The organism is Enterobacter huaxiensis (assembly GCF_003594935.2).
Lineage (GTDB): Bacteria > Pseudomonadota > Gammaproteobacteria > Enterobacterales > Enterobacteriaceae > Enterobacter > Enterobacter huaxiensis.
Genome location: NZ_CP043342.1, coordinates 1,607,209 through 1,631,264, shown reverse-complemented (window position 1 = coordinate 1,631,264; position 24,056 = coordinate 1,607,209). Strand labels below are relative to the sequence as shown.

The following is a 24,056-nucleotide window of genomic DNA, read 5'->3' as shown; positions in this document are numbered from 1 at the left end:
TTATCCCTGCTCGAGGCAAACGCCTGCCGGGCTCAAAACCCACGTTTACCAGTCCCTATAACCACTTTATTTTCAATTCATTGCATTCAGAACATTGTTAATCAACGGTGAAGTTAATCCTTCACTGCAGAAGCCAGGACATACGATGAATTAAAAAGATTCACTTTCGGAAAATATTAAATCCTTGCTCCATAAAATGCACGCAAAAAGGGGTCTAAAACTATACCGACAATGTATTTTCAGAATTAGTGAAGAAAAACTATAGTTCATAGGAATTATTCCTAGGCAAACACATTCACGTAAGAAATAGTCTTCATCTTTCGTACTACACAAAACCGTTCACTTTTGTTACATTTTTTTTCGAACATACTCTGCTACGGCACTTAAAATGGGTTCTTCGTCACGCTGTCAACGAAACAGCAGGCTGAGAGTATCAGTAACGGTATAACTGGAGAAAAAATGGCTAAGCGTAAATGGCTGCTTCTGGGTGTCGTAATGTCTCTGGCGGGTGCGGCCTCTGCGGCTCCGCAAACGGCGTCAGCACCTTCCGGCATCAAGGCCTATGAAGAGCAAGAGTTCATTGCCGACTTCACGAAGTTCAAGATTGGCGACACGGCTCCCGCGCAGTACCAAACCCCTGAGTACACCATCAAACAGTACCAGCTGCGTAACCTTCCGGCTCCGGACGCGGGCACTCACTGGACCTATATGGGCGAGAACTACGTTCTGATTGGCGATGCGGATGGCAAAATCCATAAAGCCTACAACGGAGATATCTTCTATCACCGCTGATGCGATCCTGATCCGCCCGTGGCAGGAGAGCGATCGTCCTTTCCTGCGCACGCTTTATCTGCACGCCCGGCGCGACGCCTGGCCCTGGCTGAACGGCGCTGACTGGCAGCTTGAGGATTTTGACGCGGCAACGCGTGACGAACAGATTTGGGTGGCGGTTCAGAACGGCCATCGGCTTGGATTCGCCTCAGTCTGGACGAACGATAATTTTCTGCACAATCTGTTTGTCGATCCGCGCTATCAGAGTCTGGGCGTGGGACGGTTGTTACTGGAGCAGGTGCAGAAGACGTTTACCAGCACGGGGGCGCTGAAGTGTCTGGTGAAGAATGAACGGGCTGTCGCGTTTTACCAGCGCCACGGCTGGCACATTGAAGCATCGGGAGATTCTCCGGACGGAGAGTACTATCTGATGCATTATCGGCTTGGGTAAAGTCAGGTGGCGCTTCGCTTACCTGACCTACAAACCGTATTTCGTTGGCCGGGTAAGGCGAAGCCGCCACCCGGCACTAACGCGCTGGGGCATTACACCGCGCGGAACGCAATCTCGCTCGGAATGACTTCACCCTGCCAGTAGAGCTGCGCCGCAACGCGCCCCGCCAGCTGGCGATACATATCCGCAAATTCGCTGTCCGGACGGCTCACCACCGTTGGCTTCCCGCTGTCCAGATCCTCACGCAGCGTGATGTGCAGCGGCATCTGACCCAGCAGCTGGGTGTGATACTGCGCGGCCAGTTTTTCTGCCCCGCCGGTACCGAAGATAGGCTCATGGTGACCACAGTTGCTGCAGATATGCATGCTCATATTTTCAACAATACCGAGCACCGGCACTTCCACCTTCTCGAACATAACGATGCCCTTTTTGGCGTCGATCAGCGCGATGTCCTGCGGCGTGGTGACGACGACCGCGCCCGTTACCGGAATGTTCTGCGCCAGCGTCAGCTGAATGTCGCCGGTGCCCGGCGGCATATCCAGCACCAGATAATCCAGATCCGGCCACATGGTTTCCTGTAGCATCTGCATCAGCGCTTTGCTGGCCATCGGGCCGCGCCAGACCATCGCGTTATCGTCCGTAACCAGATAACCAATCGAGTTGGTCGCCAGACCGTGCGCCACGATCGGCGCCATGTGGGTACCGTCCGGCGAGGTTGGGCGCTGGTTTTCCGCGCCCAGCATGTTTGGAATAGACGGGCCGTAGATATCGGCATCCAGGATACCGACTTTCGCCCCTTCGGCTGCCAGCGCCAGCGCCAGGTTGACCGCGGTGGACGATTTCCCCACCCCGCCCTTACCTGAACTCACGGCGATAATGTTTTTCACGCCGTTAACGCCCGCCTGGTTTTTCACGCGTTTCAGCGTCGCGATGCTGTGGCTCAGCTTCCAGTCGATCGCTTTCGCACCGGTAATGCGCAGCAGCTCAGAGCTGGTCTGCTCTTTCAGTGCGTCAAAGGCGCTGGTCCAGACGAACGGCATCTGCAGCTCAATATGCAGCGTATCGTCCAGCCATGCGACGTGGTGAAGCGCTTTCAGCGTCGTGAGATTGTGCTTCAGGGTTGGATGCTGAAAATTAGCCAGCGTCCCGGCGACCATTGCTCGTAAGGCTTCCGGTGATTTGGCCTGGGATTGAGAACTCATCCCGACTCCTTTGTTCTTGTGAATAAGACCTTAGGTGAACAAGTTTACCTGAAAGGCCGTGGTTTGTGCTTACTTAATAATGCCCCTTTTGGTAATATCAAAAACCCTTTTCACAGTTAAAAGAAGTAATGCCTACTATGACTCAAGTCGCGAAAAAAATTCTGGTAACGTGCGCACTGCCGTACGCCAACGGCTCAATCCACCTCGGCCACATGCTGGAGCATATCCAGGCTGATGTCTGGGTCCGTTACCAGCGAATGCGCGGCCACGAGGTTAACTTCATCTGTGCGGACGATGCCCACGGCACGCCGATCATGCTGAAAGCGCAGCAGCTGGGGATTTCCCCGGAGCAGATGATTGCCGAAATGAGTCAGGAGCATCAGACTGATTTTGCTGGCTTTGACATCAGCTATGACAACTATCACTCCACGCACAGCGACGAAAACCGCGAGCTGTCGGAGCTGATCTACGGCCGCCTGAAAGAGAACGGTTTCATTAAAAACCGCACCATCTCTCAGCTGTACGATCCGGAAAAAGGCATGTTCCTGCCGGACCGCTTCGTCAAGGGCACCTGTCCGAAGTGTAAATCCCCGGATCAGTACGGCGATAACTGCGAAGTGTGCGGCGCGACCTACAGCCCGACCGAGCTTATCGAGCCGAAATCCGTGGTCTCCGGCGCAACGCCCGTCATGCGTGACTCCGAGCACTTCTTCTTCGACCTGCCGTCGTTTAGCGAAATGCTGCAGGCGTGGACCCGCAGCGGCGCGCTGCAGGAGCAGGTGGCGAACAAAATGCAGGAGTGGTTTGAATCCGGCCTGCAGCAGTGGGATATCTCCCGCGATGCGCCGTACTTCGGCTTTGAAATCCCGAACGCGCCGGGTAAGTACTTTTACGTCTGGCTGGATGCGCCAATCGGCTACATGGGTTCCTTCAAGAACCTGTGCGACAAGCGCGGCGACACCACCAGCTTCGACGAGTACTGGAAGAAAGATTCCGACGCCGAGCTGTACCACTTCATCGGTAAAGACATCGTTTACTTCCACAGCCTGTTCTGGCCGGCGATGCTGGAAGGCAGCAACTTCCGCAAGCCAACCAACCTGTTCGTGCACGGCTACGTGACGGTGAACGGCGCGAAGATGTCTAAGTCCCGCGGGACGTTCATCAAAGCCAGCACCTGGCTGAACCACTTTGACGCCGACAGCCTGCGCTACTATTACACCGCGAAGCTCTCTTCCCGCATCGACGATATCGACCTGAACCTGGAAGATTTCGTGCAGCGCGTGAACGCAGACATCGTGAACAAGGTGGTGAACCTGGCGTCCCGTAACGCAGGCTTTATCGCCAAGCGTTTTGACGGCGTGATGGCGGCTGAACTGGCTGACCCTGCGCTGTACAAAACCTTTACCGACGCGGCGGCCACCATTGGCGAAGCGTGGGAAGCGCGCGAGTTCGGTAAAGCGGTGCGTGAAATTATGGCGCTGGCTGACCTGGCAAACCGCTACGTAGACGAGCAGGCACCGTGGGTTGTCGCTAAACAGGAAGGTCGCGATGCGGACCTGCAGGCTATCTGCTCCATGGGCATCAACCTGTTCCGCGTGCTGATGACGTACCTGAAGCCGGTTCTGCCACAGCTTTCCGGGCGCGCTGAAGCCTTCCTGAACACTGAACTGACCTGGGACGCGATCCAACAGCCGCTGCTCGGCCACAAGGTGAACACCTTCAAGGCGCTGTATAACCGCATCGAGATGAAGCAGGTTGAAGCCCTGGTGGAAGCATCCAAAGAGGAAGTGAAGGCGGCTGCGGCACCGGTCACCGGCCCGCTGGCAGACGATCCGATTCAGGAAACCATCACCTTTGATGATTTCGCGAAAGTCGACCTGCGCGTGGCGCTGATCGAGAACGCGGAATTTGTAGAAGGCTCTGACAAGCTGCTGCGCCTGACGCTGGATCTGGGCGGCGAGAAGCGTAACGTCTTCTCCGGCATCCGCTCCGCGTATCCGGACCCGCAGGTGCTGATTGGTCGTCAGACCGTGATGGTGGCAAACCTGGCGCCGCGCAAAATGCGCTTCGGCATCTCGGAAGGGATGGTGATGGCTGCAGGCCCAGGCGGGAAGGATATCTTCCTGTTAAGCCCAGACGAAGGCGCGAAGCCGGGTCAGCAGGTGAAATAACAAAAAAGCCGGAGATTATCTCCGGCTTTTTTTATGGCATTTTGTTTTCTCCCTCTCCCCGTGGGAGAGGGTCGGGGTGAGAGCATCAGGCCGCACCCTACCGCCTTTACGCCTTCGGGTGGTGCACCCGGTGGGTCAGCCCGCGCAGGAAATTACGCAAAAACTGGTCGCCGCACTCGCGGTAGTTTTTATGGTCCGGCGCGCGCATCATGGCGGTCACTTCCGGCACCGATACGCGGTATTTTTGCTCGGTCATGATCGCCACGATATCGTCCGTTTTCAGCGAAAACGCGATGCGCAGTTTTTTCAGCACGGTATTGTTGTTTACCCGACGCTCAAGCGCCAGCTCCGGCGCAGACTCATCTTTGCCGCGCTTATCGTAGATAAGGCCATTCAGGAAGCCCGAAAGAATAATGTCCGGGCAACGCACAAACCCCTCTTCATCCTCTTTGGTCATCCAGGTATCGAAACCTGCCGACGTGGCTTCCATATCGGACAGCGCAAGAATGCGCACCATGTCGTTATTGTTTGCTTTCAGGGTGTAGCGCAGGCTACGAAGAATGTCATTACTAATCATGAGTGCCTTTAACTGTCGATGTTGCAATGCCGCGCAGTGTACCAGTTTTACAGGCCAATCGCCTCTTTCAAACTCTTCAGATAGCGGCGGCTGACCGGCACCGTTTGTCCGGCGCGCAGCACCAGCTCTGCCTGGCCGTTCTCTTCCAGACGGATCTCCTTCAGGTGCGCCATGTTCACCAGATACTGGCGATGGCAGCGGATCAGCGGCGTGCGGCTCTCCAGCGTGCGCAGGGTCAGCTCGGTAAACCCTTCGTTACCTTCCGCGCTGGTCACGTATACCCCGCTGAGCCGGCTGCTGACAAACGCCACGTCATCCATCTGTAAAAGGTAGATCCGGCTGTGCCCGGTGCAGGGAATAAATTTTAAAGGCGGCTGATGCTCCGTCAGCAGCGTGACGTCCTGAACGGTACGCTCCTGACGTAATCGGGTGAGCGTTTTATCAAGGCGCTTCTCTTCTATCGGCTTCAGCAGGTAGTCAAAGGCGTGTTCTTCAAACGCCTTGACGGCATATTCATCAAACGCCGTCAGAAACACGATATAGGGACGATGCTCCGGGTCAAGCATACCGACCATCTCCAGCCCGCTGATGCGCGGCATCTGGATATCGAGGAACAGCACGTCCGGGTGCAGTTTGTGAACGGCACCTATGGCCTCAATGGCATTTGCACACTCCCCCACCACTTCGATATCGCTATGCTCCTGCAGCAGCACGCGCAGGTTTTCCCGTGCTAACGGCTCATCATCCACAATCAGCACTCTCAGCATGCGTTTTCCTCCAGCGGCAGTCGTAAGGTAATTCGGGTAAATCGGTCTGGCTCACAGGCGACGGTGATCCCACAGTTGTCGCCAAAGTGCGCGCGCAGGCGTTTATCGACCAGGCTCATCCCTAACCCGCCCGAGGCGGAAGAGACGTAAAGCCCGGCGTTGTCTTCGATATCCAGCACCAGATGATGGTTAAACTGGCTGGCGGAAATGGTGATCTCCCCCGTTCCCAGAAGCTGGGAAGTCCCGTGTTTGATGGCGTTTTCCACAATAGGCTGCAGGGTAAAGGCCGGAAGATGCTGATACGCCAGCTCGTCCGGAACGGATAACGACACCTGTAAACGCGACTGAAAACGGGCCTGCTCGATCTGCAGATAGGCGTTAACGTGCTCAATCTCATCGGCCAGGGTAACAATTTCCGACGGTCGCTTGAGGTTCTTGCGGAAAAAGGTCGACAGAAACTGCACCAGCTGCGCGGCCTGATCGCTGTCGCGGCGGATGACGGCTTTAAGCGTGTTGAGCGCGTTAAACAGGAAATGCGGATTGACCTGGGCATGCAGAAGCTTGATCTCTGACTGCGTCAGCAGCGCTTTCTGGCGCTCGTATTGCCCTGCCAGAATCTGAGCGGAGAGCAGCTGGGCAATCCCCTCCCCCAGCGTGCGGTTGATCGAGCTGAACAGGCGATTTTTAGCTTCGTAGAGTTTGATGGTGCCCATCACCCGCTGGTTTTCACCGCGCAGGGGGATCACCAGCGTTGAGCCAAGCTTACACTGCGGGTGCAGCGAGCAGCGGTAAGGCACTTCATTCCCGTCCGCATAGACCACTTCGCCGGTTTCAATGGCGCGCAGCGTATAGGCAGAGGAGATTGGTTTGCCCGGCAGATGGTGGTCATCACCGGTGCCGGTAAAGGCCAGCAGCCGCTCACGGTCGGTGATGGCGACCGCACCAATATCCAGCTCTTTGTAGAGCACCTGCGCCACCTTCATGCTGTTCTCTTCGTTAAAGCCCTGGCGCAGGATCCCCTCTGTCGAGGCGGCAACCTTTAGCGCCGTCGCGGAAAAGGCCGAGGTGTACTTCTCAAACATGGCGCGTTTGTCGAGCAGAATGCGCATAAACAGCGCCGCGCCAACGGTGTTGGTGACCATCATCGGGGCGGCAATACTGCCCACCAGGTGCAGCGCGTCGTCGAACGGGCGGGCAATCAGCAGGATTATCGCCATCTGCGCCATCTCCGCCACAAAGGTTATTGCGCCTGCGGTCAGCGGGCTAAAGACCTTATCCGGACGGCCGCGTTTGACCATGTAGCTGTGGACAAGGCCACCGAGCAGCCCTTCGACGATGGTAGAAATCATGCAGCTGAGCGCGGTCATCCCGCCCATCGAGTAACGGTGCAGGCCGCCGGTTAGCCCGACAAGACCGCCGACGACGGGGCCACCCAGCAGCCCGCCCATCACCGCACCGATGGCGCGCGTGTTGGCAATGGAATCTTCAATATGAAGTCCAAAGTAGGTGCCGAGAATGCAGAAAATCGAAAAAGTTACGTAGCAGAGCAGTTTGTGCGGCAGGCGTACGGTGACCTGCATCAGCGGAATAAACAGGCGCGTTTTACTCATCAACCAGGCGATGACAAGAAACACACACATCTGCTGAAGCAGCAGCAGCACCAGATTAAACTCGTACATACTCAGAAACCGCACGTTCTAAAAACGCGTAACATACACTGATGGGGATTAACTTTCTTTGAAGCCGTCCAAAAAAGCTGTAAATCGTGTCCGCCATCACACCTTTTGCCGAACGCAACGCATGCTTCGCATTTATTGTTCAAAAAACAATCAAAATTTCCTGGTTCGACAAACTGGGTCTACAGTTAACCTGGGGACGCGCAAGCCAGGGGGCGAATATGGCGCTTTACACGATAGGTGAAGTGGCACTCCTTTGTGATATCAATCCCGTAACCCTACGGGCGTGGCAGCGAAGATACGAATTACTTAAACCGCAGAGAACGGACGGTGGGCATCGTCTTTTTAACGATGCGGACATCGACAGGATCCGCGAGATCAAAAGCTGGATCGACAACGGCGTTCAGGTCGGAAAAGTGAAATCGTTGCTAAGCCAGGAGGACCCGGACACCCAGCAAGCCTGGCGCGAGCAGCAGGAAACCCTGCTGCGGCTTTTGCAGGCCGGTAATTTGCAGCGTTTACGCGGCTGGATTAAAGACCAGGGGCGAGACTACCCCGCACAAACGCTGATCGCCCACCTTTTTATCCCGCTCCGTCGGCGCCTTCAGTGCCAGCAGTCGACCCTGCAGGCGCTGCTCAGCATGCTCGACGGCGTGCTGATTAACTATATTTCGGTTTGTCTTGCCTCGGCGAGAAACAAGAGCGGCAAGGATGCTCTGGTGGTGGGCTGGAACGTCCACGATACCACCCGCCTGTGGCTTGAAGCCTGGATAGCCACGCAGCAGGGCTGGCGGGTAGATGTGCTGGCGCACTCTCTGGCTCAGCTACGGCCCGAGTTCTTCGACGGCCAGACGCTCCTCGTCTGGTGTGGGGAGGTGCCATCCGCCTCGCAGCAGCAGCTGCTGACGGAATGGCGTGAACATGGTTATCCCGTCTACACGCTTGGTCCAAATGAGCCGTAACGACATTTAATGGTTCATTAACAGCTGCGCTTCACCGTATAATTGTTCCGTTAACAACAGGAGCACATGATGAAGGCAACCAAACTGGCCGTAATTACCCTTTTTGTTCTGATGGCCGTAAGCGGAATCGGCGGCGTGATGCTGGCAGGTTACTCGTTTATCGTTCGTGGCGGTGTCGGCTGAGCCAGAGCGCCAGGCGCTCGAACAGCCGGTCGACGACGATCGCCGCCAGCGCCACCAGTAGTGCCCCCTGAACAATGTAGGCCGTGTTAAAACCGCTTAAGCCGATAATAATCGGCGTCCCCAGCGTATTGGCACCTACCGTCGAGGCGATAGTTGCCGTGCCGATATTGATAATCACCGACGTTCGGATCCCCGCAAGGATAACGGGTGCTGCCAGCGGCAGTTCGACCTTGCGAAGCCTTTGCCCGGCGCTCATGCCCATCCCCTCAGCCACGCTCGTCACGGACGCGGGTACTGCCGCCATGCCCGCCAGCGTTCCCTGAAGAATGGGCAACACGCCGTATAAAATCAGCGCAATAATGGCTGGCTCCTGACCAAACCCAATCACCGGCACGGCGATGGCCAGCACGGCGACGGGGGGAAACGTCTGGCCGATTGCGGCGATGGTCTCCACCAGCGGGCGAAACTCCCGGCCCCATGGCCGCGTCACCGCAATACCTGCCCCCACGCCGATGACAATGGCTATTACGCTTGAGACCGCCACCAGCCAGAAGTGCGCCAGCGTCAGATTAATAAAGCTCTCCTGCTGATAGACCGGGCGCGGCAGTCCAGGAAACAGGGCGTTAAACAGCCCGCCGCTGTGCGGCATCAGCAAGAGTAAAGCAATAAAGAGCGCTACCAGCCAAAGTAGCGGATCACGCATGTACCTCACGCGTCACCTCCCCGGCCAGCAGATCGCGAAAATGAAGAGTGCCGCACGGTGCGCCCTGAGCGTCCGAAACGGGCAGCACCTCGCACTGTCGGGCGACAAACGCAGAGAGCGCATCGCGCAGGTTCATCTGTTCATGCAGCGGTTCGCCGCTCACCAGCGCTCCCTGCGGGCGCATGTAGTCGCCCACGGTTCGCAGGGAAAGCAGCCTGACGCCCAGCTCGCTGCGTCCAAAAAACTCGCGTACAAAATCATTAGCCGGATGGGTCAACAGCTCAAGCGGCGTCCCCTGCTGCACCACCTCCCCATGGTCCATCAGCACCAGACGATCGGCCAGGCGCAGCGCCTCATCGATATCGTGGGTCACGAGAATAATCGTGCGCCCGAGAATGCGGTGAATGCGGGTCATTTCCGCCTGAAGCGCCCCTCGGGTGACGGGATCCAGCGCGCCGAAAGGCTCATCCATCAGCAGCACCTGAGGATTCGCCGCCAGCGCGCGCGCCACGCCCACCCGCTGCTGCTGCCCGCCGGATAGCTGGTGCGGATAGCGCTCGCGGAGCGTCGGCTCCAGGCCGAGCAGCGCCATCAGCTCGTCGACCCGCTCCGCTATTTTTGCCCGCGACCATTTCTCCAGCTGCAGCACGGTGGCGATATTCTGCGCCACCGTCCAGTGAGGAAACAGGCCGATGGACTGAATGGCGTACCCCATTCGACGGCGCAACTCCAGAACCGGCAGGCTGCGGATCTCCTCTCCGTCGAAGCGAATCAGACCGCTGTCGTGCTCCACCAGCCGGTTAATCATCTTCAGGGTGGTGGATTTTCCCGACCCGGAGGTGCCAATCAATACCGAGAACGCCCCCTGTGCAAAATGCAGATTCAGGTGGCTCGCCGCCGGGCGACCTGCAAAGGTTTTACTCACATCGTGAAATTCAATCATTGGCTCTTCTCCCGAGCAGCGCGAGCCACAGGGCAAACAACGCGTCCAGCACCACCGCCAGCGCAATGGTAGGAACGACACCTAAAAGCACCAAATCCAGCGCGCTGCTGAGCAGCCCCTGGAACACCAGTGCGCCAAAGCCTCCCGCGCCAATCAACGCGGCTATCACCGCCATCCCCACCGTTTGTACCGTCACCACCCGCAGGCTGCGGACCAGCAGCGGCAGCGCCAGCGGAAGCTGGATTTTCCAGAAACACTGCCGCGCGCTCATCCCCATCGCATGGGCGCTTTCCAGCGCGTCCTGCGGCACCTGGCTTAATCCCGCCACCACGCCGCGCACCAGCGGCAGCAGCGCATACAGCACCAGCGCAATCAGCGCGGGCGTTAACCCGGTTCCGGCGATCCCGAAAGAGGACAGCGTGGGGAATGACTTCACTAACCCCGCGAGCGGGGCAATGAGCAGGCCAAACAAGGCCACGGAAGGGATGGTCTGGATAACATTAAGAACGGCGAAGACGCTCCCCTGCCGGGCGGGATGGCGATAGCACCATATCCCCAGCGGCACGCCCAGCAGCAGGGCCGGGAAGAGCGTGCCGAGCAGAATCGTCAGATGCTGCACCAGCGCACCGTCAAACACCTCCTGACGGTTAGCGTACTCTTTTAACAGCGAAAGATTATTCAGCTCGCCGCTGAAGAGCAGCCACAGCGGGATACACCAAAGCTGTGCGTTCAGTAACCAGCGCCAGACTGGCCTTGCGGTCAGGCGACGAATGACGTCGCTACAGGCCAGCAGGCACAGGGCCAGCCACAGCCATAAGCCGCTGCCAATTGACGTTCTCGCAAGGGGGCTTTCGACAGAAACCATCTGCGCCGCCGCCAGCCCCGCGCTCCAGAAAAGCACAATAAAAAGGGCTTCGCAGAGAAAAAGCGTTAGCCAATGGGCCGTACGCTTCCCCCAGAACGATAATGCAATCACGGCGGCGAGCGTAAGCCCCAGCAGGGCTGGCGCAAAGGGCCAGACCTGCCAGAGCGCGCGGGCCTCCCCCGACACCAGACGGTTAGGGGCGACATTGATAAAGGGTAACGCGACCGCCGCGATGGCCATGCAGGCCAACAGCAGCAGCACGCGGTTATAGCATTTTATTGGCACAGCCCTGTCCCGTTACTTCACAAGCCCTTGTTGCTTCAGGAAATCGGCAGCCACTTTTTTGGCATCCAGTCCCTCAACCGCAATGCTGGCGTTCAGCTGCTGCAGCGTTTTTTCATCCAGCTTCTCAAACACCGGCTTGAGCCAGTCGCCAATCTCCGGGTAGGCTTTCAGCACCGCTTCGCGCACCACCGGGGTTGGGGCATAAATTGGCTGAACGCCTTTCGGGTCGGTCAGGGTTTGCAGACCCAGCGCCGCAACCGGTCCGTCGGTGCCGTAGGCCATGGCCGCGTTAACGCCGGAGGTTTGCTGCGCCGCCGCTTTGATGGTCACCGCCGTATCACCGCCGGCCAGAGAGAGCAGCTGCGCCTGGTCGAGCTTGAAATCGTAGGCTTTTTCGAAGGCAGGCAGGGCATCCGCGCGTTCGATAAATTCAGCCGACGCCGCAAGCTTGAAGTCGCCCTTCTCTTTCAGATAGCGGCTGAGGTCCTCAAGGGAGGTCAACTTCCCCTTCTCCGCAATATCTTTGCGTACCGCGATGGTCCAGGTATTGTTGGCTGGCGCAGGCGTGAGCCAGACCAGCTTGTTCTTCTCTGCGTCCAGCTTTTTGACTTTTTCATAGCCCGCTTTGGCGTTTTTCCACGCAGGATCGTTTTCTTCTTTAAAGAAGAAGGCACCGTTGCCGGTATATTCCGGGTAGATATCCAGCTCGCCGGAGGTAATAGCGCCGCGCACCACCGGAGTGGTCCCGAGCTGGACTTTATTTACCGTTTTAACCCCGTGGCTCTCAAGCACCTGCAAAATGATATTGCCGAGCAGCGCCCCTTCGGTATCAATCTTGGACCCAACCTTCACCGGCTCAGCTGCCTGAAGCGGCAGGCTCAGCGCTGCCAGCAGGACCGCGGAGCCCATCATCCCCTTTGTAATCGTCATTCTGCATTCCTCATTATTTTGCCGCCTTTTTCAGAGGCTTGAGAGAAAAGCGTAGCTTAAAACGGCGTGTTTACCCGTCAAAATGACTTTTTAGCATAAGGTATGACGCATCCCCCGCCTCGCGGGGGATGCTGAGGAGGGAAAGATTACTGCAGCTCGAACTCGCCTTGGTTGACGCGGGCAGAGTCCACGCCGATGAAGACGTTGAACTTGCCCGGCTCCGCGTCGTATTTCATCTGCTGGTTCCAGAATTTCAGCGCGTCTACGTCAATCGGGAAGCTGACGGTTTGGGTTTCACCCGGCTTGAGGCTGACCTTTTCAAAGCCGCGCAGCTGCTTCACCGGACGGCTCATGGATGCGGTGACGTCCTGAACGTACATCTGGATAACCGTGGCCCCTTCACGCTTGCCGGTATTGGTCACGTCCACGCTGGCGGTGACCTTGCCGTCGCGCTTCATCGTTGGCGCTGACATTTTCACGTCAGAGACCTTAAAGGTGGTGTAGCTCAGGCCATAGCCGAACGGATACAGCGGGCCGTTCGCTTCGTCGAAGTAGCGTGACGTGTATTTGTTCGGCTTGTCGGCGTTGTAAGGACGTCCGGTATTCAGGTGGCTGTAGTAAACCGGAATTTGCCCCACGGAGCGCGGGAAGGACATCGGCAGCTTGCCCGACGGGTTGTAATCGCCAAACAGCACGTCGGCGATAGCGTTACCGCCTTCGGTACCGGCGAACCAGGTTTCCAGAATCGCATCCGCCTGCTGGTCTTCTTTCACCAGCGCCAGCGGACGACCGTTCATCAGCACCAGCACCAGCGGCTTGCCCGTCGCCTTCAGGGCGGCGATCAGGTCGCGCTGGCTCTGCGGGATGGTGATGTCGGTACGGCTGGAGGCTTCGTGCGCCATACCCTGCGCTTCGCCCACGACCGCAACAACGACGTCAGACCGTTTGGCGGCATCCACCGCTTCGTCAATCATCTCTTTCGGCGTGCGCGGATCCACCTTCACCGCTTCCTCGTACTGGTTGAGGAAGGTAACGATGTCTTTATCGTCGGTCACGTTCGCGCCCTTGGCGTACACCACCTTCGCGTTTTCACCGACGGCATTTTTAATGCCGGTCAGCACGGTGACGGACTGATCCGCCACGCCAGCTGCAGACCAGCTTCCCATCACGTCGCGCTTGCTGTCGGCCAGCGGGCCCACCACGGCGATGTTGCCGGATTTTTTCAGCGGCAGCGTGTCGAGGCGGTTTTTCAGCAGCACCAGGCTTTCGCGCGCGACTTCACGCGCGTCTTTGCGGTGCAGGCGGCTTTCAGCGTTGGTGTCCGCCGGGTCAGAATCTTTTGGTCCGAGGTGGCTGTACGGATCGTTAAACAGCCCCATGTCATATTTCACGTTCAGCACGTGGCGCGCGGCATCGTCCAGCTCCGCCATCGTTACCTTGCCGCTCTTCACCAGCCCCGGCAGGTATTTGCTGTAGTACTCGTCGCTCATGCTCATATTAATGCCGGACTTGAGCGCCACGCGCACCGCGTCTTCAGGGTCAGACGCCGTGCCGTGCTTGATCAGCTCTTTAATCGCGCCGTGATCGGAAACGGTGATGCCCTTAAAGCCCCACTGGTCGCGCAGCACGTCTTTCAGCAGCCAGGAATCAGAGGTCGCAGGCGTGCCGTTCAGGGAGTTCAGCGCCACCATCACCGCGCCGCTGCCCGCATCGAGCCCTGCCTTGTAAGGCGGCATGTAGTCGTTGAACAGGCGCTGCGGGCTCATGTCCACGGTGTTGTACTCTTTCCCGCCTTCAACCGCGCCGTATGCGGCGAAGTGCTTGACGCTGGTCATCACCGAGTAGCGATCCGCCGGGCTTTTTCCCTGCATCGCTTCCACCATGGTTTTACCCATTGTGGCCGTTAAATACGTATCTTCACCAAAGCCTTCCGACGCGCGGCCCCAGCGCGGATCGCGGGAGACGTCCACCATAGGCGCCCAGGTCATGTTCAGGCCATCGTCTGCCGCTTCATAGGCGGACACGCGCCCGACGGTCTTCACCGCGTCGAGGTTAAAGGAGGAGGCTAGCCCGAGGCTAATCGGGAAGACGGTACGCTGGCCGTGCAGCACGTCATAGGCAAAGAAGAGAGGGATCTTCAGGCGGCTGAGCTCCATCGCCTGATCCTGCATTTTGCGGATATCCTGACGGGTGACGGTGTTAAAAATCGCCCCCACCTGGCTCTCTTTGATCATCTCACGGATGGCCTCTTTCGGATTATCCGGGCCGACGCTGATAAGACGCAGCTGGCCGATCTTCTCATCGACCGTCATCTTCTTGAGCAACTCCGTGACAAACGCGTCGCGGGCTTCAGGCGTGAGCGGATGATTGCCAAACAAATCCTCTGCCAGCGCAGGCTGCAGCGCCAGGCTGACGGCGACACCTACAGAACATAGCCATTTCATGTCGTTTTACTCTCTCATCAATAACCGCCGGACGATCTCGGCCATACCGTGCGAAAAGCGCAGTGTGCCACAAACCCTCCGAACGGTGCAGGGTTATTCTCTGATTTTTCTCGTGAATACTAGACCGCTTAACAGTTAATCGCGCTATGCTTTACAGCGAGAAATTTGCCCCACCACAAGGAGTGGAAGATGTCTTCTGTTCGAACTGACGATAACAATACTTTTATTAACGAACTGTCGCGCCTGGTTGGTCACTCTCACCTGCTTACCGACCCGGCCAAAACGGCGCGCTACCGCAAAGGCTTCCGTTCCGGCCAGGGCGACGCGCTGGCGGTGGTCTTCCCCGGCACGCTGCTGGAACTGTGGCGCGTGCTGAGCGCCTGCGTTGCCGCCGACAAAATTATTCTGATGCAGGCTGCCAATACCGGCCTGACCGAGGGCTCCACGCCGAACGGCAACGATTACGATCGCGACATCGTCATCGTCAGCACCCTGCGTCTCGACAAGCTGCACCTGCTGGACAAAGGTGAACAGGTGCTTGCCTTCCCGGGCACCACGCTCTACACGCTGGAGAAAGCGCTCAAGCCGCTGGGGCGCGAGCCGCATTCCGTGATCGGCTCGTCCTGTATTGGCGCCTCGGTGATCGGCGGGATCTGCAATAACTCCGGCGGCTCGCTGGTGCAGCGCGGCCCGGCCTACACCGAGATGTCGCTGTTTGCGCGGATCGATGAAAACGGCAAGCTGACGCTGGTGAACCATCTGGGCATCGATCTCGGCGTGACGCCAGAGCAGATCCTCAGCAAGCTTGACGATGACCGCGTGAAGGACGAGGACGTTCAGCACGACGGCCGCCACGCGCACGATCACGACTACGTCACCCGCGTGCGCGATATCGACGCCGACACCCCGGCGCGCTATAACGCTGACCCGGACCGCCTGTTCGAATCTTCCGGCTGCGCGGGAAAACTCGCGGTCTTTGCGGTGCGCCTGGATACCTTCCCGGCAGAGAAAAAACAGCAGGTGTTTTACATCGGCACCAATCAGCCCGAGGTCCTGACCGAGATCCGCCGCCATATTCTGGGCGAGTTTACCCATCTGCCGGTGGCGGGCGAGTATATGCATCGGGACATTTACGATATTGCCGAGCGCTACGGCAAAGACACCTTCCTGATGATCGACAAGCTCGGCACCGACAAAATGCCGTTCTTCTTCACCATGAAGGGCCGCACCGACGCAATGCTCGACAAAGTGTCGCTGTTTAAGCCGCACTTTACCGACCGCTTTATGCAGAAGCTGGGCAACGTTTTTCCCGCGCACTTACCGGAGCGGATGAAAACCTGGCGCGATAGGTATGAACACCACCTGCTGCTGAAGATGGCCGGAGACGGGATTGCTGAAGCACAAAGCTGGCTGACCGAATTTTTCAAGAACGCCGACGGGGATTTCTTTGCCTGTACGCCTGAGGAGGGCAGCAAGGCCTTCCTGCACCGCTTCGCCGCGGCCGGTGCCGCCATTCGCTATCAGGCCGTTCATTCTGAAGAGGTGGAGGACATTCTGGCGCTGGACATTGCCCTGCGCCGTAACGATACCGAATGGTTTGAACACCTGCCGCCGGAGATTGACAGCAAGCTGGTGCACAAGCTCTATTACGGACACTTTATGTGCTACGTCTTCCACCAGGATTACATCGTCAAGAAAGGCGTTGACCCGCACGCGCTGAAAGAGCAGATGCTGGCCCTGCTCAGCGAGCGCGGTGCGCAATACCCGGCGGAACATAACGTGGGCCATCTCTATAAGGCACCGGAAACGCTTAAGCGGTTTTATCGGGAGAATGACCCTACAAACAGTATGAATCCCGGCATTGGTAAGACAACGCGGAAGAAATACTGGAAAGAGAGCGAGGAATCGGAGCAGCACAATACGCAAGCTGCTGATTAATTCCTATAGCCAAATTTAAGAGATTGTTAAGCACGCCTCAAACGTACTAGATTAGGTGCCTGTCGCCGGAGAAACGTTTCTTCGGCATTCCATGACGAGGAGCAGGCACATCATGTCGGCTGTTGATGTTTTATCCGAAACCGAAGTGGAAGTGCGCGATGCCCTTCCCGACGATGCGCATGCCATCTCGGCTATTTATGCCTGGCACGTGCTTCACGGACGTGCCTCGTTCGAGGAAGTTCCCCCAACCGTCGATGAAATGCGTGAGCGGATGAAAAGCGTTGCTGAGCACGGCTTGCCGTGGCTGGTGGCGCTGTACCGGGGGATTGTCGTCGGGTACTGCTACGCCACGCCCTATCGTCCACGCCATGCCTATCGCTACACCCTTGAAGAGTCAATTTACGTAGATGCCAGCACCACCGGGCGCGGATTTGGCTCCACGTTAATGGATGCCCTGATCGCGCGATGCGAGCAAGGTCAATGGCGGCAGATCATTGCCGTGGTGGGTGATGGCAATAACAATGCAGGCTCGCTGCGGCTACATAAAAAGCACGGATTTGAAGTCGTGGGTCAGCTACGAAGCGTGGGCTACAAGAAAGGTGACTGGCGAGATACGTTGATAATGCAGCGCCCGCTCAACGACGGTGACTGGACGCTGCCGGAATAGAAGCAAAACGGTAACCTGGGTTACCGTTTTTAGTGTTTACTCCCTCTCCCTGTGGGAGAGGGCCGGGGTGAGGGCATCAGCGCGCTAACGGCTCAGTCGTTCTGCGCCGTCGCCATCTGTTCCGCTTTCTGCTTTTTATAGGTCAACGCCGCGGCCGGAACCGGCTGCACTTTTCCCGTCTCAATCCAGGTGCGCAGGCGGCTGGCATCCGCGAAGTGGGTGTATTTGCCGAAGGCATCCATCACCACCAGCGCCACCGGCTTACCGTTAAACACGGTGCGCATCACCAGGCAGTGGCCCGCCGCATTGGTGAAGCCCGTTTTGGTTAACTGGATATTCCAGTTCTCGCGATACACCAGATGGTTAGTATTGCGGAACGGCAGCGTGTACGCAGGATTAGAGAAGGTCGCCATGTCCTCACGCGTGGTGCTGAGCTGGCCGAGCAGCGGATACTGCTTGCTGGCAATCAGCATCTTCGTCAGGTCGCGCGCCGTTGAGACGTTATGAATCGACAGCCCGGTCGGCTCTACGTAGCGGGTATTGGTCATCCCCAGCGATTTGGCCTTGGCGTTCATGGCGCGAATAAAGGCGTCATAGCCGCCCGGGTAATGGTGCGCCAGGCTTGCCGCCGCGCGGTTCTCTGACGACATCAGCGCCAGCAGCAGCATATCCTTACGGCTGATTTCACTGTTCAGGCGCACGCGAGAGTATATCCCCTTCATCTCCGGCGTATGGCTGATGTCCACCTTCAGCTTTTCATCCAGCGGCAGCCGTGCATCAAGCACCACCATCGCGGTCATTAATTTGGTAATAGAGGCAATCGGGCGCACCAGATCCGGGTGGCTGGCGTAGATCACCTTGTTGGTGTTCAGATCGACAATCATCGCGCTGCCGGACGCAATCTGCGGCTGCGCGGCGGCGGTAGTCACGGCTGGCGTTTTGGCGAACGCTGGAGCGGCAGCGGATGCCCCCAGGATAAGCGCCAGGCTAAGTAATGAAACTCGGAATTTCAGCATGGTGAGACTTCTGATAATTATTCACGCACGTTATACGTACACCGCCTGCGTCGACGGAAAACGCAGGCTGGCTTCGGCATCATAGCGGTCACCGTGCGTTGTCGCCAGCGGAGAATCGTGAACAGATGCTGCATTGCTGGCATTTGCGCCAGCAATGCAGTGAGCTTAGAAAAGACGGTATCCATAACCCCAAAGAATAACCGTCAGCGCCAGTAGCGCCTCCAGGACCAGCACGCCAATGGCGAGCGTCGAGCTGGAGAAGCTCAGGCCCTCTTCTTTATTGATATTCAGGAAGGTGGGAACGCCCAGATACAGCAGATATCCGGTGTAAAAGAGCGCCACGGTACCGATCAGCGCGCACAGCCAGACCAGTGGATAAAGCGCGACAATGCCGCTTAAAAACAGCGGGGTCGCGACGTATCCGGCAAAAATCATACAGTGGGCGAGCGACGGGCGCTGCGGGTAGTTGCGCGCCATCCAGTAGATAACCCGCCCCATCACCGCCACCCCGGCGAGCATCACGCCGTAAAACAGAATGGCAAGGTATAGCCCCGTAAACCAGGAGAGCTGAATTACGGTGCCATCACCAAAGTTCCAGCCGATTTGTGTTGTACCGATAAACGCGCAGATGACCGGCACCGCTGCCATCAGCAGCACATGGTGCGTGTAGTGATGCGCGACCGTTTCGTTCTCGCTTCTGATTACGTGCATTTCACGATCGGGATGGGAGAAGAGTCCCCAGACATGGTTCATAGCGCCCCCTTGTTGTCGGCCCGTCAGCGATACCCTAAGTATAATGCAGGCTGTAGATTATTTTCTGTACAGTGGGAAATTTCCGTTGATTGTCCTGTTATTGATTCATGGGGTATATGATTAAAGGAGACACGCTGAGGGAGACAACGCAGACGTAATGGATATCAACGGACTTATTGAACAATATGGATACGCCGCGCTGGTGATTGGCAGCGTGGCAGAAGGCGAAACGATCACGCTGCTGGGTGGCGTCGCGGCGCATCAGGGACTGCTGAAATTCCCCCTGGTGGTGGCCGCCGTCGCGCTGGGCGGCATGATTGGCGATCAGCTGCTCTACTTTCTCGGGCTACGCTTTGGGCCAACGCTGCTCAAGCGTTTCGCTAAGCATCAGAAGAAAATCAATCGCGCTCAGCGGCTTATCCAGCGCCATCCCTATCTGTTCGTCATAGGCACCCGCTTTATGTACGGCTTTCGCATTATCGGGCCGATTCTGATCGGCGCCAGCCGCCTGCCGCCCAAAATCTTCCTGCCGCTGAATATTATCGGCGCGATCGCCTGGGCGCTGATCTTTACAACCCTCGGCTACGTGGGCGGCGAGGTGATTGGCCCGTGGATGCATAATCTGGATCAGCATATCAAGCACTGGGCGTGGCTGATTCTGGTGGTCGTGGCGGTGATTGGGGTGCGGCTGTGGATGCGGCACAGAGAGAAGAGACGGGATGAGGAGTGAGTGCGGCCTGATGCCCTCACCCCGGCCCTCTCCCACAGGGAGAGGGGGTTTTTAGTTCCCTATCCCTCCGGCTTAAACTGCGGATTCGCCAGCATAAACCCTCCGTCGACGATAAACGACTGCCCGGTCGTATAGCTGGCATCGCTGTCGCACAGCCAGGCCACCAGGCTGGCGATCTCTTTGGTGTGCCCCGGCCTTGCTAACGGGATTGACGGCATCGAGCCTTCTTTCACTTCACTGTCATCCATATCGTTCATCGGCGTGGCGATGGCCCCAGGCGCAACGGCGTTCACCAGAATCTTGTGCTTAACCAGCTCCAGCGCCATGGATTTGGTCAACCCTCCGAGCGCATGCTTCGCCGCAGTGTAGGCGCTGGCGTCCGGCAGCGGCGTATGCTCGTGCACCGACGTGATATTGATAATCCGTCCCCCCTCCCCCTGCTTCACCATCTGCCGGGCGGCAATTTGTGAACAGAGAAAGGCACCGTCAACGTCAACGGTAAAAATGCTTCGCCATTCGTCAAACGGCATATCGAGAAATGACGCTTTGGTCATCGCGCCCGCATTATTGACCAGCACGTCCAGCCGACCAAACCGCGCAACCAGCGTTTCAATGGCGTTGGCGCCGTCCGGCAGGGTGCTCAAATCAAGCTGGATAGCCTCTGCGCGCTGCCCCCGTGCTTCAACCTCGCGGCAGGTTTCCAGCGCGCCTTTCTCATCAGAATGCCAGGTTACGCCGATATCAAACCCGCGTTCAGCCAGCATCAGCGCCGTGGTTTTGCCGATCCCGGAATCCGATGCAGTTACGATTGCCACTCGAGCCATACTCACCTCCTGAAAATGTGCAAAGAGGTAAGTATAGATAATGCCCGCTTTTAGCCGTGATGATAGCCGCCACCCAGCGCGGACGTCAGCTGCAGCGAGGCATCGACGTACTGCCCCTGCAGCATCACCCCGGCAATACGCTCCTTAAGCGCCGGAATGTTGGCTTCACTGACGCGGGAGCCTGCAATGATCCCGGCGCGTAAGCGTGCCTGTGCCAGCGCCACCACGCGCGCTGCGTCTTTTTCGACCTTCTGCTGCTGCTGGCTTTTTGCCGTCAGGGTTTCCACTTCACTGGCCGCACGCGCCACCTGGTTAACGGCATCGACCACCGCTTTGTTGTAGTTCGCCACAGAAAGATTGCTCTGCGCCTGGGCAATATCCAGGTTGGCGTTTAGCCTGCCGCTGTCGAAAATCGGCAGCGTCAGTCCGGCAGTTACGCCCATTTGCTGCGCGGAAGATCGAAACAGGTCGCTCAGGTGCAGGGCATCCTGCTGGAGGAACGCCATCAGGTTCACATCGGGGTAGAAGGCGGCTTTAGCGGCATCCACCTCGCTCATGGAGGCTTCAATATACCAGTGCGCTTCCTGCAGATCGGGGCGGCGAGCCAGCAGTTCGTAGCCCAGCGCGGACGGCAATGCCGCTTCCACTGTCGGTAACGCGCGGCGCGTAAGCTTCATTGAAGGGCTGTTGGTCAAGGCCTCCAGACGCGCCTCGACGGCTTTCATTTTGCCTTTCACTTCAGCCAGCTGCTCTTCCGTTTTGCTGGCATTGATGTCAGTTTCAACGCCTTCAACCGAGGAGGTGATCCCGTGCTGATACAGCTCGCGGTCGGCACCGATAATATTCTCCTGCTCGCGTTTAATCTCCACGAGGATATCCCCCACGGCGGCCTGGGTCTGCCACTCCCAGTAAAGCCGCGCGACGCTGCTGGCAAGCAGCTGGCGGGTCTGCTCCAGCTCCGCTTTTTGCGCGTTAACCTTGCCAATACGGGCTTCTACCTGCGCCCGGTTTTTGCCCCAAAGATCGAGATCCCAGCCCGCGGTCAGGCCAAAGGTGCCGTTGGTGTACCACGGCCCGGTGGTGCCGGCTGCCGGATCGGTAATCGCAAAGGGCCCCATCAGCCCCTCTGCCGACATTTTCTGCCGCTCGGCATCGGCGGAAAAATCGATCTGCGGGCCGTCAGCCGCCATGATGGCCTTTGCCTGCGCTTCGGCCAGCGTAATGCGCTGCCGGGCAATTTGCATATCTGGCGCATCGCTCAACGCTTTCGCTATCAGCGAATTAAGCTCGGGATCGCTGTAGTCTTTCCACCACTCGTTTTTCGGCCAGTCCGTTCGGCTTAGCCGCGTATTTACCGACGCCGCCGTGGGTTGGGTTTTAATGGATGTGACAGTGGAATGTTCCGGCGCGCAGGCGGCCAGAATAAAGACGAGGGGAGCACTCAGAGATAAAAGAAAAGAACGTTTCATTACGCCATAAACTCAAAAAAATAAAGGCGCAAATTACGCTTGATGCCGTTCTATTTTTTAGTAACGCGTGGCAATCCGCAAATTGTCATACATTTTTATAATCAGAAAATTATTCCCAATGATAATGAATGAATTCAATGCATTCACACCAATTATAAATCCGCTGCTACACTTATTCAGGACATACATGAGAAGGAGAAAGGAATGAAAATATTACTGTGGATCATTTTGATTATATTTTTGATAGGGCTGTTGGTGGTGACCGGCGTGTTCAAGATGATTTTCTGATTTATTTGCCCGGCTCTGCGCCGGGCAGCGTCCCTTATCAGGCTTTCAGCGATGCCCCCTTCGTGGCAATCACCTCTTTATACCAGTGGAAACTTTTCTTGCGGCTGCGGGCTAGCGTGCCTTTTCCGCTGTCGTCACGGTCGACATAAATAAAGCCGTAGCGCTTGGACAGTTCCGCTTTAGAGGCGCTGACAAGGTCGATCGGCCCCCAGCTGGTGTACCCCATCACCTCAACGCCGTCGTCAATCGCCTCACGCACCTGCACCAGATGGTCGTTAAGGTAGCTGATGCGGTAATCATCCTGCACCACGCCGTCCGCGTCCGGTTTGTCCTTCGCGCCCAGGCCGTTTTCGACGATAAACAGCGGCTTCTGATAGCGATCCCAGAGCACGTTCAGCAGGGTACGCAGGCCAACAGGATCAATCTGCCATCCCCACTCGGAGCTTGCCAGATGCGGGTTGGGCACCATGCTCAGGATGTTGCCGCGCGCCTGCTGGTTCAGTTCTTCATCGGTCGTTACGCAGCCGGTCATGTAGTAGCTGAACGAGATAAAATCGACGGTGGATTTTAGCGCCTCGCGGTCGGCGTCGGTGATATCAATCTCAATCCCGCCGTCGCGGAAGAAGCGCAGCATATAGCCCGGGTACGCGCCGCGGCACTGCACGTCGCCGAAGAACTGCCAGGCGCGGTTCTCCTGCAGCGCTTCCAGCACGTCATCCGGCTTGCAGGTGAGCGGGTACATCAGGCCGCCCAGCAGCATGTTGCCGATTCTGGCATCGGGGATAATCTCATGGCAGGCTTTCACCGCCAGCGCGCTGGCCACCAGCTGGTGGTGGATAGCCTGATAAACTTCGCCCTTGCTGCTGGTTTCCGGCAGGCCCACGCCGGTCATCGGCGCGTGCAGGGACATGTTGATTTCGTTGAAGGTCAGCCACAGCTTCACCTTCTCCCTGTAGCGCGTAAAGACGGTGCGGGCGTAGCGCTCAAAGAAGCCGATAGTCTGACGACTGCCCCAGCCGCCGTACTGCTTCACCAGCCCCCACGGCATCTCATAGTGCGAAAGCGTCACGAGCGGCGTGATGTCGTGCGCGGCCAGCTCGTCAAACAGCTTATCGTAAAACGCCAGGCCCGCCTCGTTTGGCGCCTGCTCGTCGCCGTTCGGGAAGATACGCGTCCAGGCAATGGAGACGCGCAGGCAGCTAAAGCCCATCTCGGCAAAGAGCCTGATGTCTTCCGGGTAGCGATGATAGAAATCGATGGCCACATCCTTGATGCCGCTGTCCCCCGGGACGCGCTCCACCACCGGGCCGAAGACCCCCTGCGGCTGGACGTCAGACGTGGACAGCCCTTTGCCATCCTCCAGATAAGCGCCTTCTACCTGGTTCGCTGCAACCGCGCCGCCCCATAAAAAATCATCCGGGAAAGTTTTCATCACGTTCTC

23 protein-coding genes are annotated in these 24,056 nt (G+C 57.6%); 9 read left to right on the top strand and 14 right to left on the bottom strand.

Annotation, left to right across the window (positions count from 1 at the left end):
• The first annotated feature begins 459 nt into the window (after nt 1-459).
• Both D5067_RS07795 and D5067_RS07790 read left to right on the top strand, forming a co-directional pair.
• A complete protein-coding gene (locus D5067_RS07795; protein WP_119936986.1) occupies nt 460-792 on the top strand; it encodes an RcnB family protein in 333 nt (110 codons plus the stop codon).
• Nucleotides 743-1,222: a GNAT family N-acetyltransferase gene (locus D5067_RS07790; RefSeq protein WP_119936987.1), complete on the top strand. Its 480-nt coding sequence runs from the start codon at nt 743-745 to the stop codon at nt 1,220-1,222. Before D5067_RS07795 ends, D5067_RS07790 begins: the two co-directional genes overlap by 50 nt.
• A 92-nt stretch (nt 1,223-1,314) precedes the next feature.
• On the opposite strand, the gene apbC is transcribed toward D5067_RS07790, so the two are convergent.
• On the bottom strand, nt 1,315-2,424 hold the full coding sequence (gene apbC, locus D5067_RS07785) for an iron-sulfur cluster carrier protein ApbC (protein WP_119936988.1): 1,110 nt from the start codon (nt 2,422-2,424) through the stop codon (nt 1,315-1,317).
• Nucleotides 2,425-2,561: 137 nt separating this feature from the next.
• Between apbC and metG the strand changes: the two genes are divergently transcribed.
• Complete coding sequence (gene metG / locus D5067_RS07780) at nt 2,562-4,595, top strand: methionine--tRNA ligase (RefSeq protein ID WP_119936989.1); 2,034 nt, start codon at nt 2,562-2,564, stop codon at nt 4,593-4,595.
• Between the two features lie 106 nt (nt 4,596-4,701).
• On the opposite strand, the gene D5067_RS07775 is transcribed toward metG, so the two are convergent.
• The 3 genes from D5067_RS07775 to D5067_RS07765 are packed head-to-tail and all read right to left on the bottom strand — an operon-like array spanning nt 4,702 to nt 7,618.
• Complete coding sequence (locus D5067_RS07775) at nt 4,702-5,172, bottom strand: YehS family protein (RefSeq protein WP_006176388.1); 471 nt, start codon at nt 5,170-5,172, stop codon at nt 4,702-4,704.
• A 47-nt stretch (nt 5,173-5,219) separates the two neighbouring features.
• Nucleotides 5,220-5,939, bottom strand: a complete 720-nt coding sequence (gene btsR / locus D5067_RS07770; RefSeq protein WP_119936990.1) for a two-component system response regulator BtsR — start codon at nt 5,937-5,939, stop codon at nt 5,220-5,222.
• Nucleotides 5,933-7,618: a sensor histidine kinase gene (locus D5067_RS07765; RefSeq protein WP_119936991.1), complete on the bottom strand. Its 1,686-nt coding sequence runs from the start codon at nt 7,616-7,618 to the stop codon at nt 5,933-5,935. Before D5067_RS07765 ends, btsR begins: the two co-directional genes overlap by 7 nt.
• Nucleotides 7,619-7,836: 218 nt before the next feature.
• Here D5067_RS07765 and mlrA point away from each other — a divergent pair, with 218 nt between their 5' ends.
• Nucleotides 7,837-8,577, top strand: coding sequence for an HTH-type transcriptional regulator MlrA (mlrA, locus tag D5067_RS07760; RefSeq protein ID WP_119936992.1), 741 nt, complete (start codon nt 7,837-7,839; stop codon nt 8,575-8,577).
• A gap of 69 nt (nt 8,578-8,646) precedes the next feature.
• Nucleotides 8,647-8,760: a protein YohO gene (locus D5067_RS07755; protein ID WP_010433613.1), complete on the top strand. Its 114-nt coding sequence runs from the start codon at nt 8,647-8,649 to the stop codon at nt 8,758-8,760.
• Here the strand turns inward: D5067_RS07755 and D5067_RS07750 are convergent.
• The 5 genes from D5067_RS07750 to bglX form a co-directional block, all read right to left on the bottom strand.
• Complete coding sequence (locus D5067_RS07750) at nt 8,735-9,472, bottom strand: ABC transporter permease (RefSeq protein WP_119936993.1); 738 nt, start codon at nt 9,470-9,472, stop codon at nt 8,735-8,737. The genes D5067_RS07755 and D5067_RS07750 overlap by 26 nt on opposite strands.
• Nucleotides 9,456-10,406 (bottom strand): ABC transporter ATP-binding protein, encoded by a 951-nt coding sequence (locus D5067_RS07745; protein WP_119936994.1) that lies wholly within the window; start codon nt 10,404-10,406, stop codon nt 9,456-9,458. Before D5067_RS07745 ends, D5067_RS07750 begins: the two co-directional genes overlap by 17 nt.
• Nucleotides 10,399-11,556 carry an ABC transporter permease gene (locus D5067_RS07740; protein ID WP_119936995.1) on the bottom strand — a complete coding sequence of 386 codons (1,158 nt, stop codon included), beginning with the start codon at nt 11,554-11,556 and terminating at the stop codon, nt 10,399-10,401. The genes D5067_RS07745 and D5067_RS07740 overlap by 8 nt, the downstream gene beginning before the upstream one ends.
• A 12-nt stretch (nt 11,557-11,568) precedes the next feature.
• Nucleotides 11,569-12,486, bottom strand: coding sequence for a glycine betaine ABC transporter substrate-binding protein OsmF (gene osmF, locus D5067_RS07735; RefSeq protein WP_119936996.1), 918 nt, complete (start codon nt 12,484-12,486; stop codon nt 11,569-11,571).
• A gap of 146 nt (nt 12,487-12,632) precedes the next feature.
• A complete protein-coding gene (bglX, locus tag D5067_RS07730) occupies nt 12,633-14,930 on the bottom strand; it encodes a beta-glucosidase BglX (RefSeq protein WP_119936997.1) in 2,298 nt (765 codons plus the stop codon).
• Between the two features lie 189 nt (nt 14,931-15,119).
• On the opposite strand from bglX, the gene dld reads away from it, so the two are divergent.
• Both dld and D5067_RS07720 read left to right on the top strand, forming a co-directional pair.
• Nucleotides 15,120-16,868: a D-lactate dehydrogenase gene (dld, locus tag D5067_RS07725; protein ID WP_119936998.1), complete on the top strand. Its 1,749-nt coding sequence runs from the start codon at nt 15,120-15,122 to the stop codon at nt 16,866-16,868.
• 112 nt (nt 16,869-16,980) lie between these two features.
• Nucleotides 16,981-17,535 (top strand): GNAT family N-acetyltransferase, encoded by a 555-nt coding sequence (locus D5067_RS07720; protein WP_119936999.1) that lies wholly within the window; start codon nt 16,981-16,983, stop codon nt 17,533-17,535.
• 92 nt (nt 17,536-17,627) lie between these two features.
• Here D5067_RS07720 and pbpG read toward each other — a convergent pair whose 3' ends face one another.
• Complete coding sequence (gene pbpG, locus D5067_RS07715; RefSeq protein ID WP_119937000.1) at nt 17,628-18,551, bottom strand: D-alanyl-D-alanine endopeptidase; 924 nt, start codon at nt 18,549-18,551, stop codon at nt 17,628-17,630.
• A 165-nt stretch (nt 18,552-18,716) separates the two neighbouring features.
• A complete protein-coding gene (locus D5067_RS07710) occupies nt 18,717-19,304 on the bottom strand; it encodes a Yip1 family protein (RefSeq protein WP_119937001.1) in 588 nt (195 codons plus the stop codon).
• Nucleotides 19,305-19,461: 157 nt separating this feature from the next.
• Between D5067_RS07710 and D5067_RS07705 the strand changes: the two genes are divergently transcribed.
• On the top strand, nt 19,462-20,034 hold the full coding sequence (locus D5067_RS07705; protein WP_119937002.1) for a DedA family protein: 573 nt from the start codon (nt 19,462-19,464) through the stop codon (nt 20,032-20,034).
• A gap of 59 nt (nt 20,035-20,093) precedes the next feature.
• Here the strand turns inward: D5067_RS07705 and D5067_RS07700 are convergent, their stop codons facing one another.
• Nucleotides 20,094-20,858: an SDR family oxidoreductase gene (locus tag D5067_RS07700; RefSeq protein WP_119937003.1), complete on the bottom strand. Its 765-nt coding sequence runs from the start codon at nt 20,856-20,858 to the stop codon at nt 20,094-20,096.
• A gap of 50 nt (nt 20,859-20,908) precedes the next feature.
• Complete coding sequence (mdtQ, locus tag D5067_RS07695) at nt 20,909-22,327, bottom strand: multidrug resistance outer membrane protein MdtQ (RefSeq protein ID WP_119937004.1); 1,419 nt, start codon at nt 22,325-22,327, stop codon at nt 20,909-20,911.
• Nucleotides 22,328-22,531: 204 nt separating this feature from the next.
• Here mdtQ and yohP point away from each other — a divergent pair, with 204 nt between their 5' ends.
• On the top strand, nt 22,532-22,615 hold the full coding sequence (gene yohP / locus D5067_RS24200) for a small membrane protein YohP (protein ID WP_087855921.1): 84 nt from the start codon (nt 22,532-22,534) through the stop codon (nt 22,613-22,615).
• Between the two features lie 37 nt (nt 22,616-22,652).
• On the opposite strand, the gene D5067_RS07690 is transcribed toward yohP, so the two are convergent.
• Nucleotides 22,653-24,047: a glycoside hydrolase family 1 protein gene (locus D5067_RS07690; protein WP_119937005.1), complete on the bottom strand. Its 1,395-nt coding sequence runs from the start codon at nt 24,045-24,047 to the stop codon at nt 22,653-22,655.
• Between the last annotated feature and the right edge of the window lie 9 nt (nt 24,048-24,056).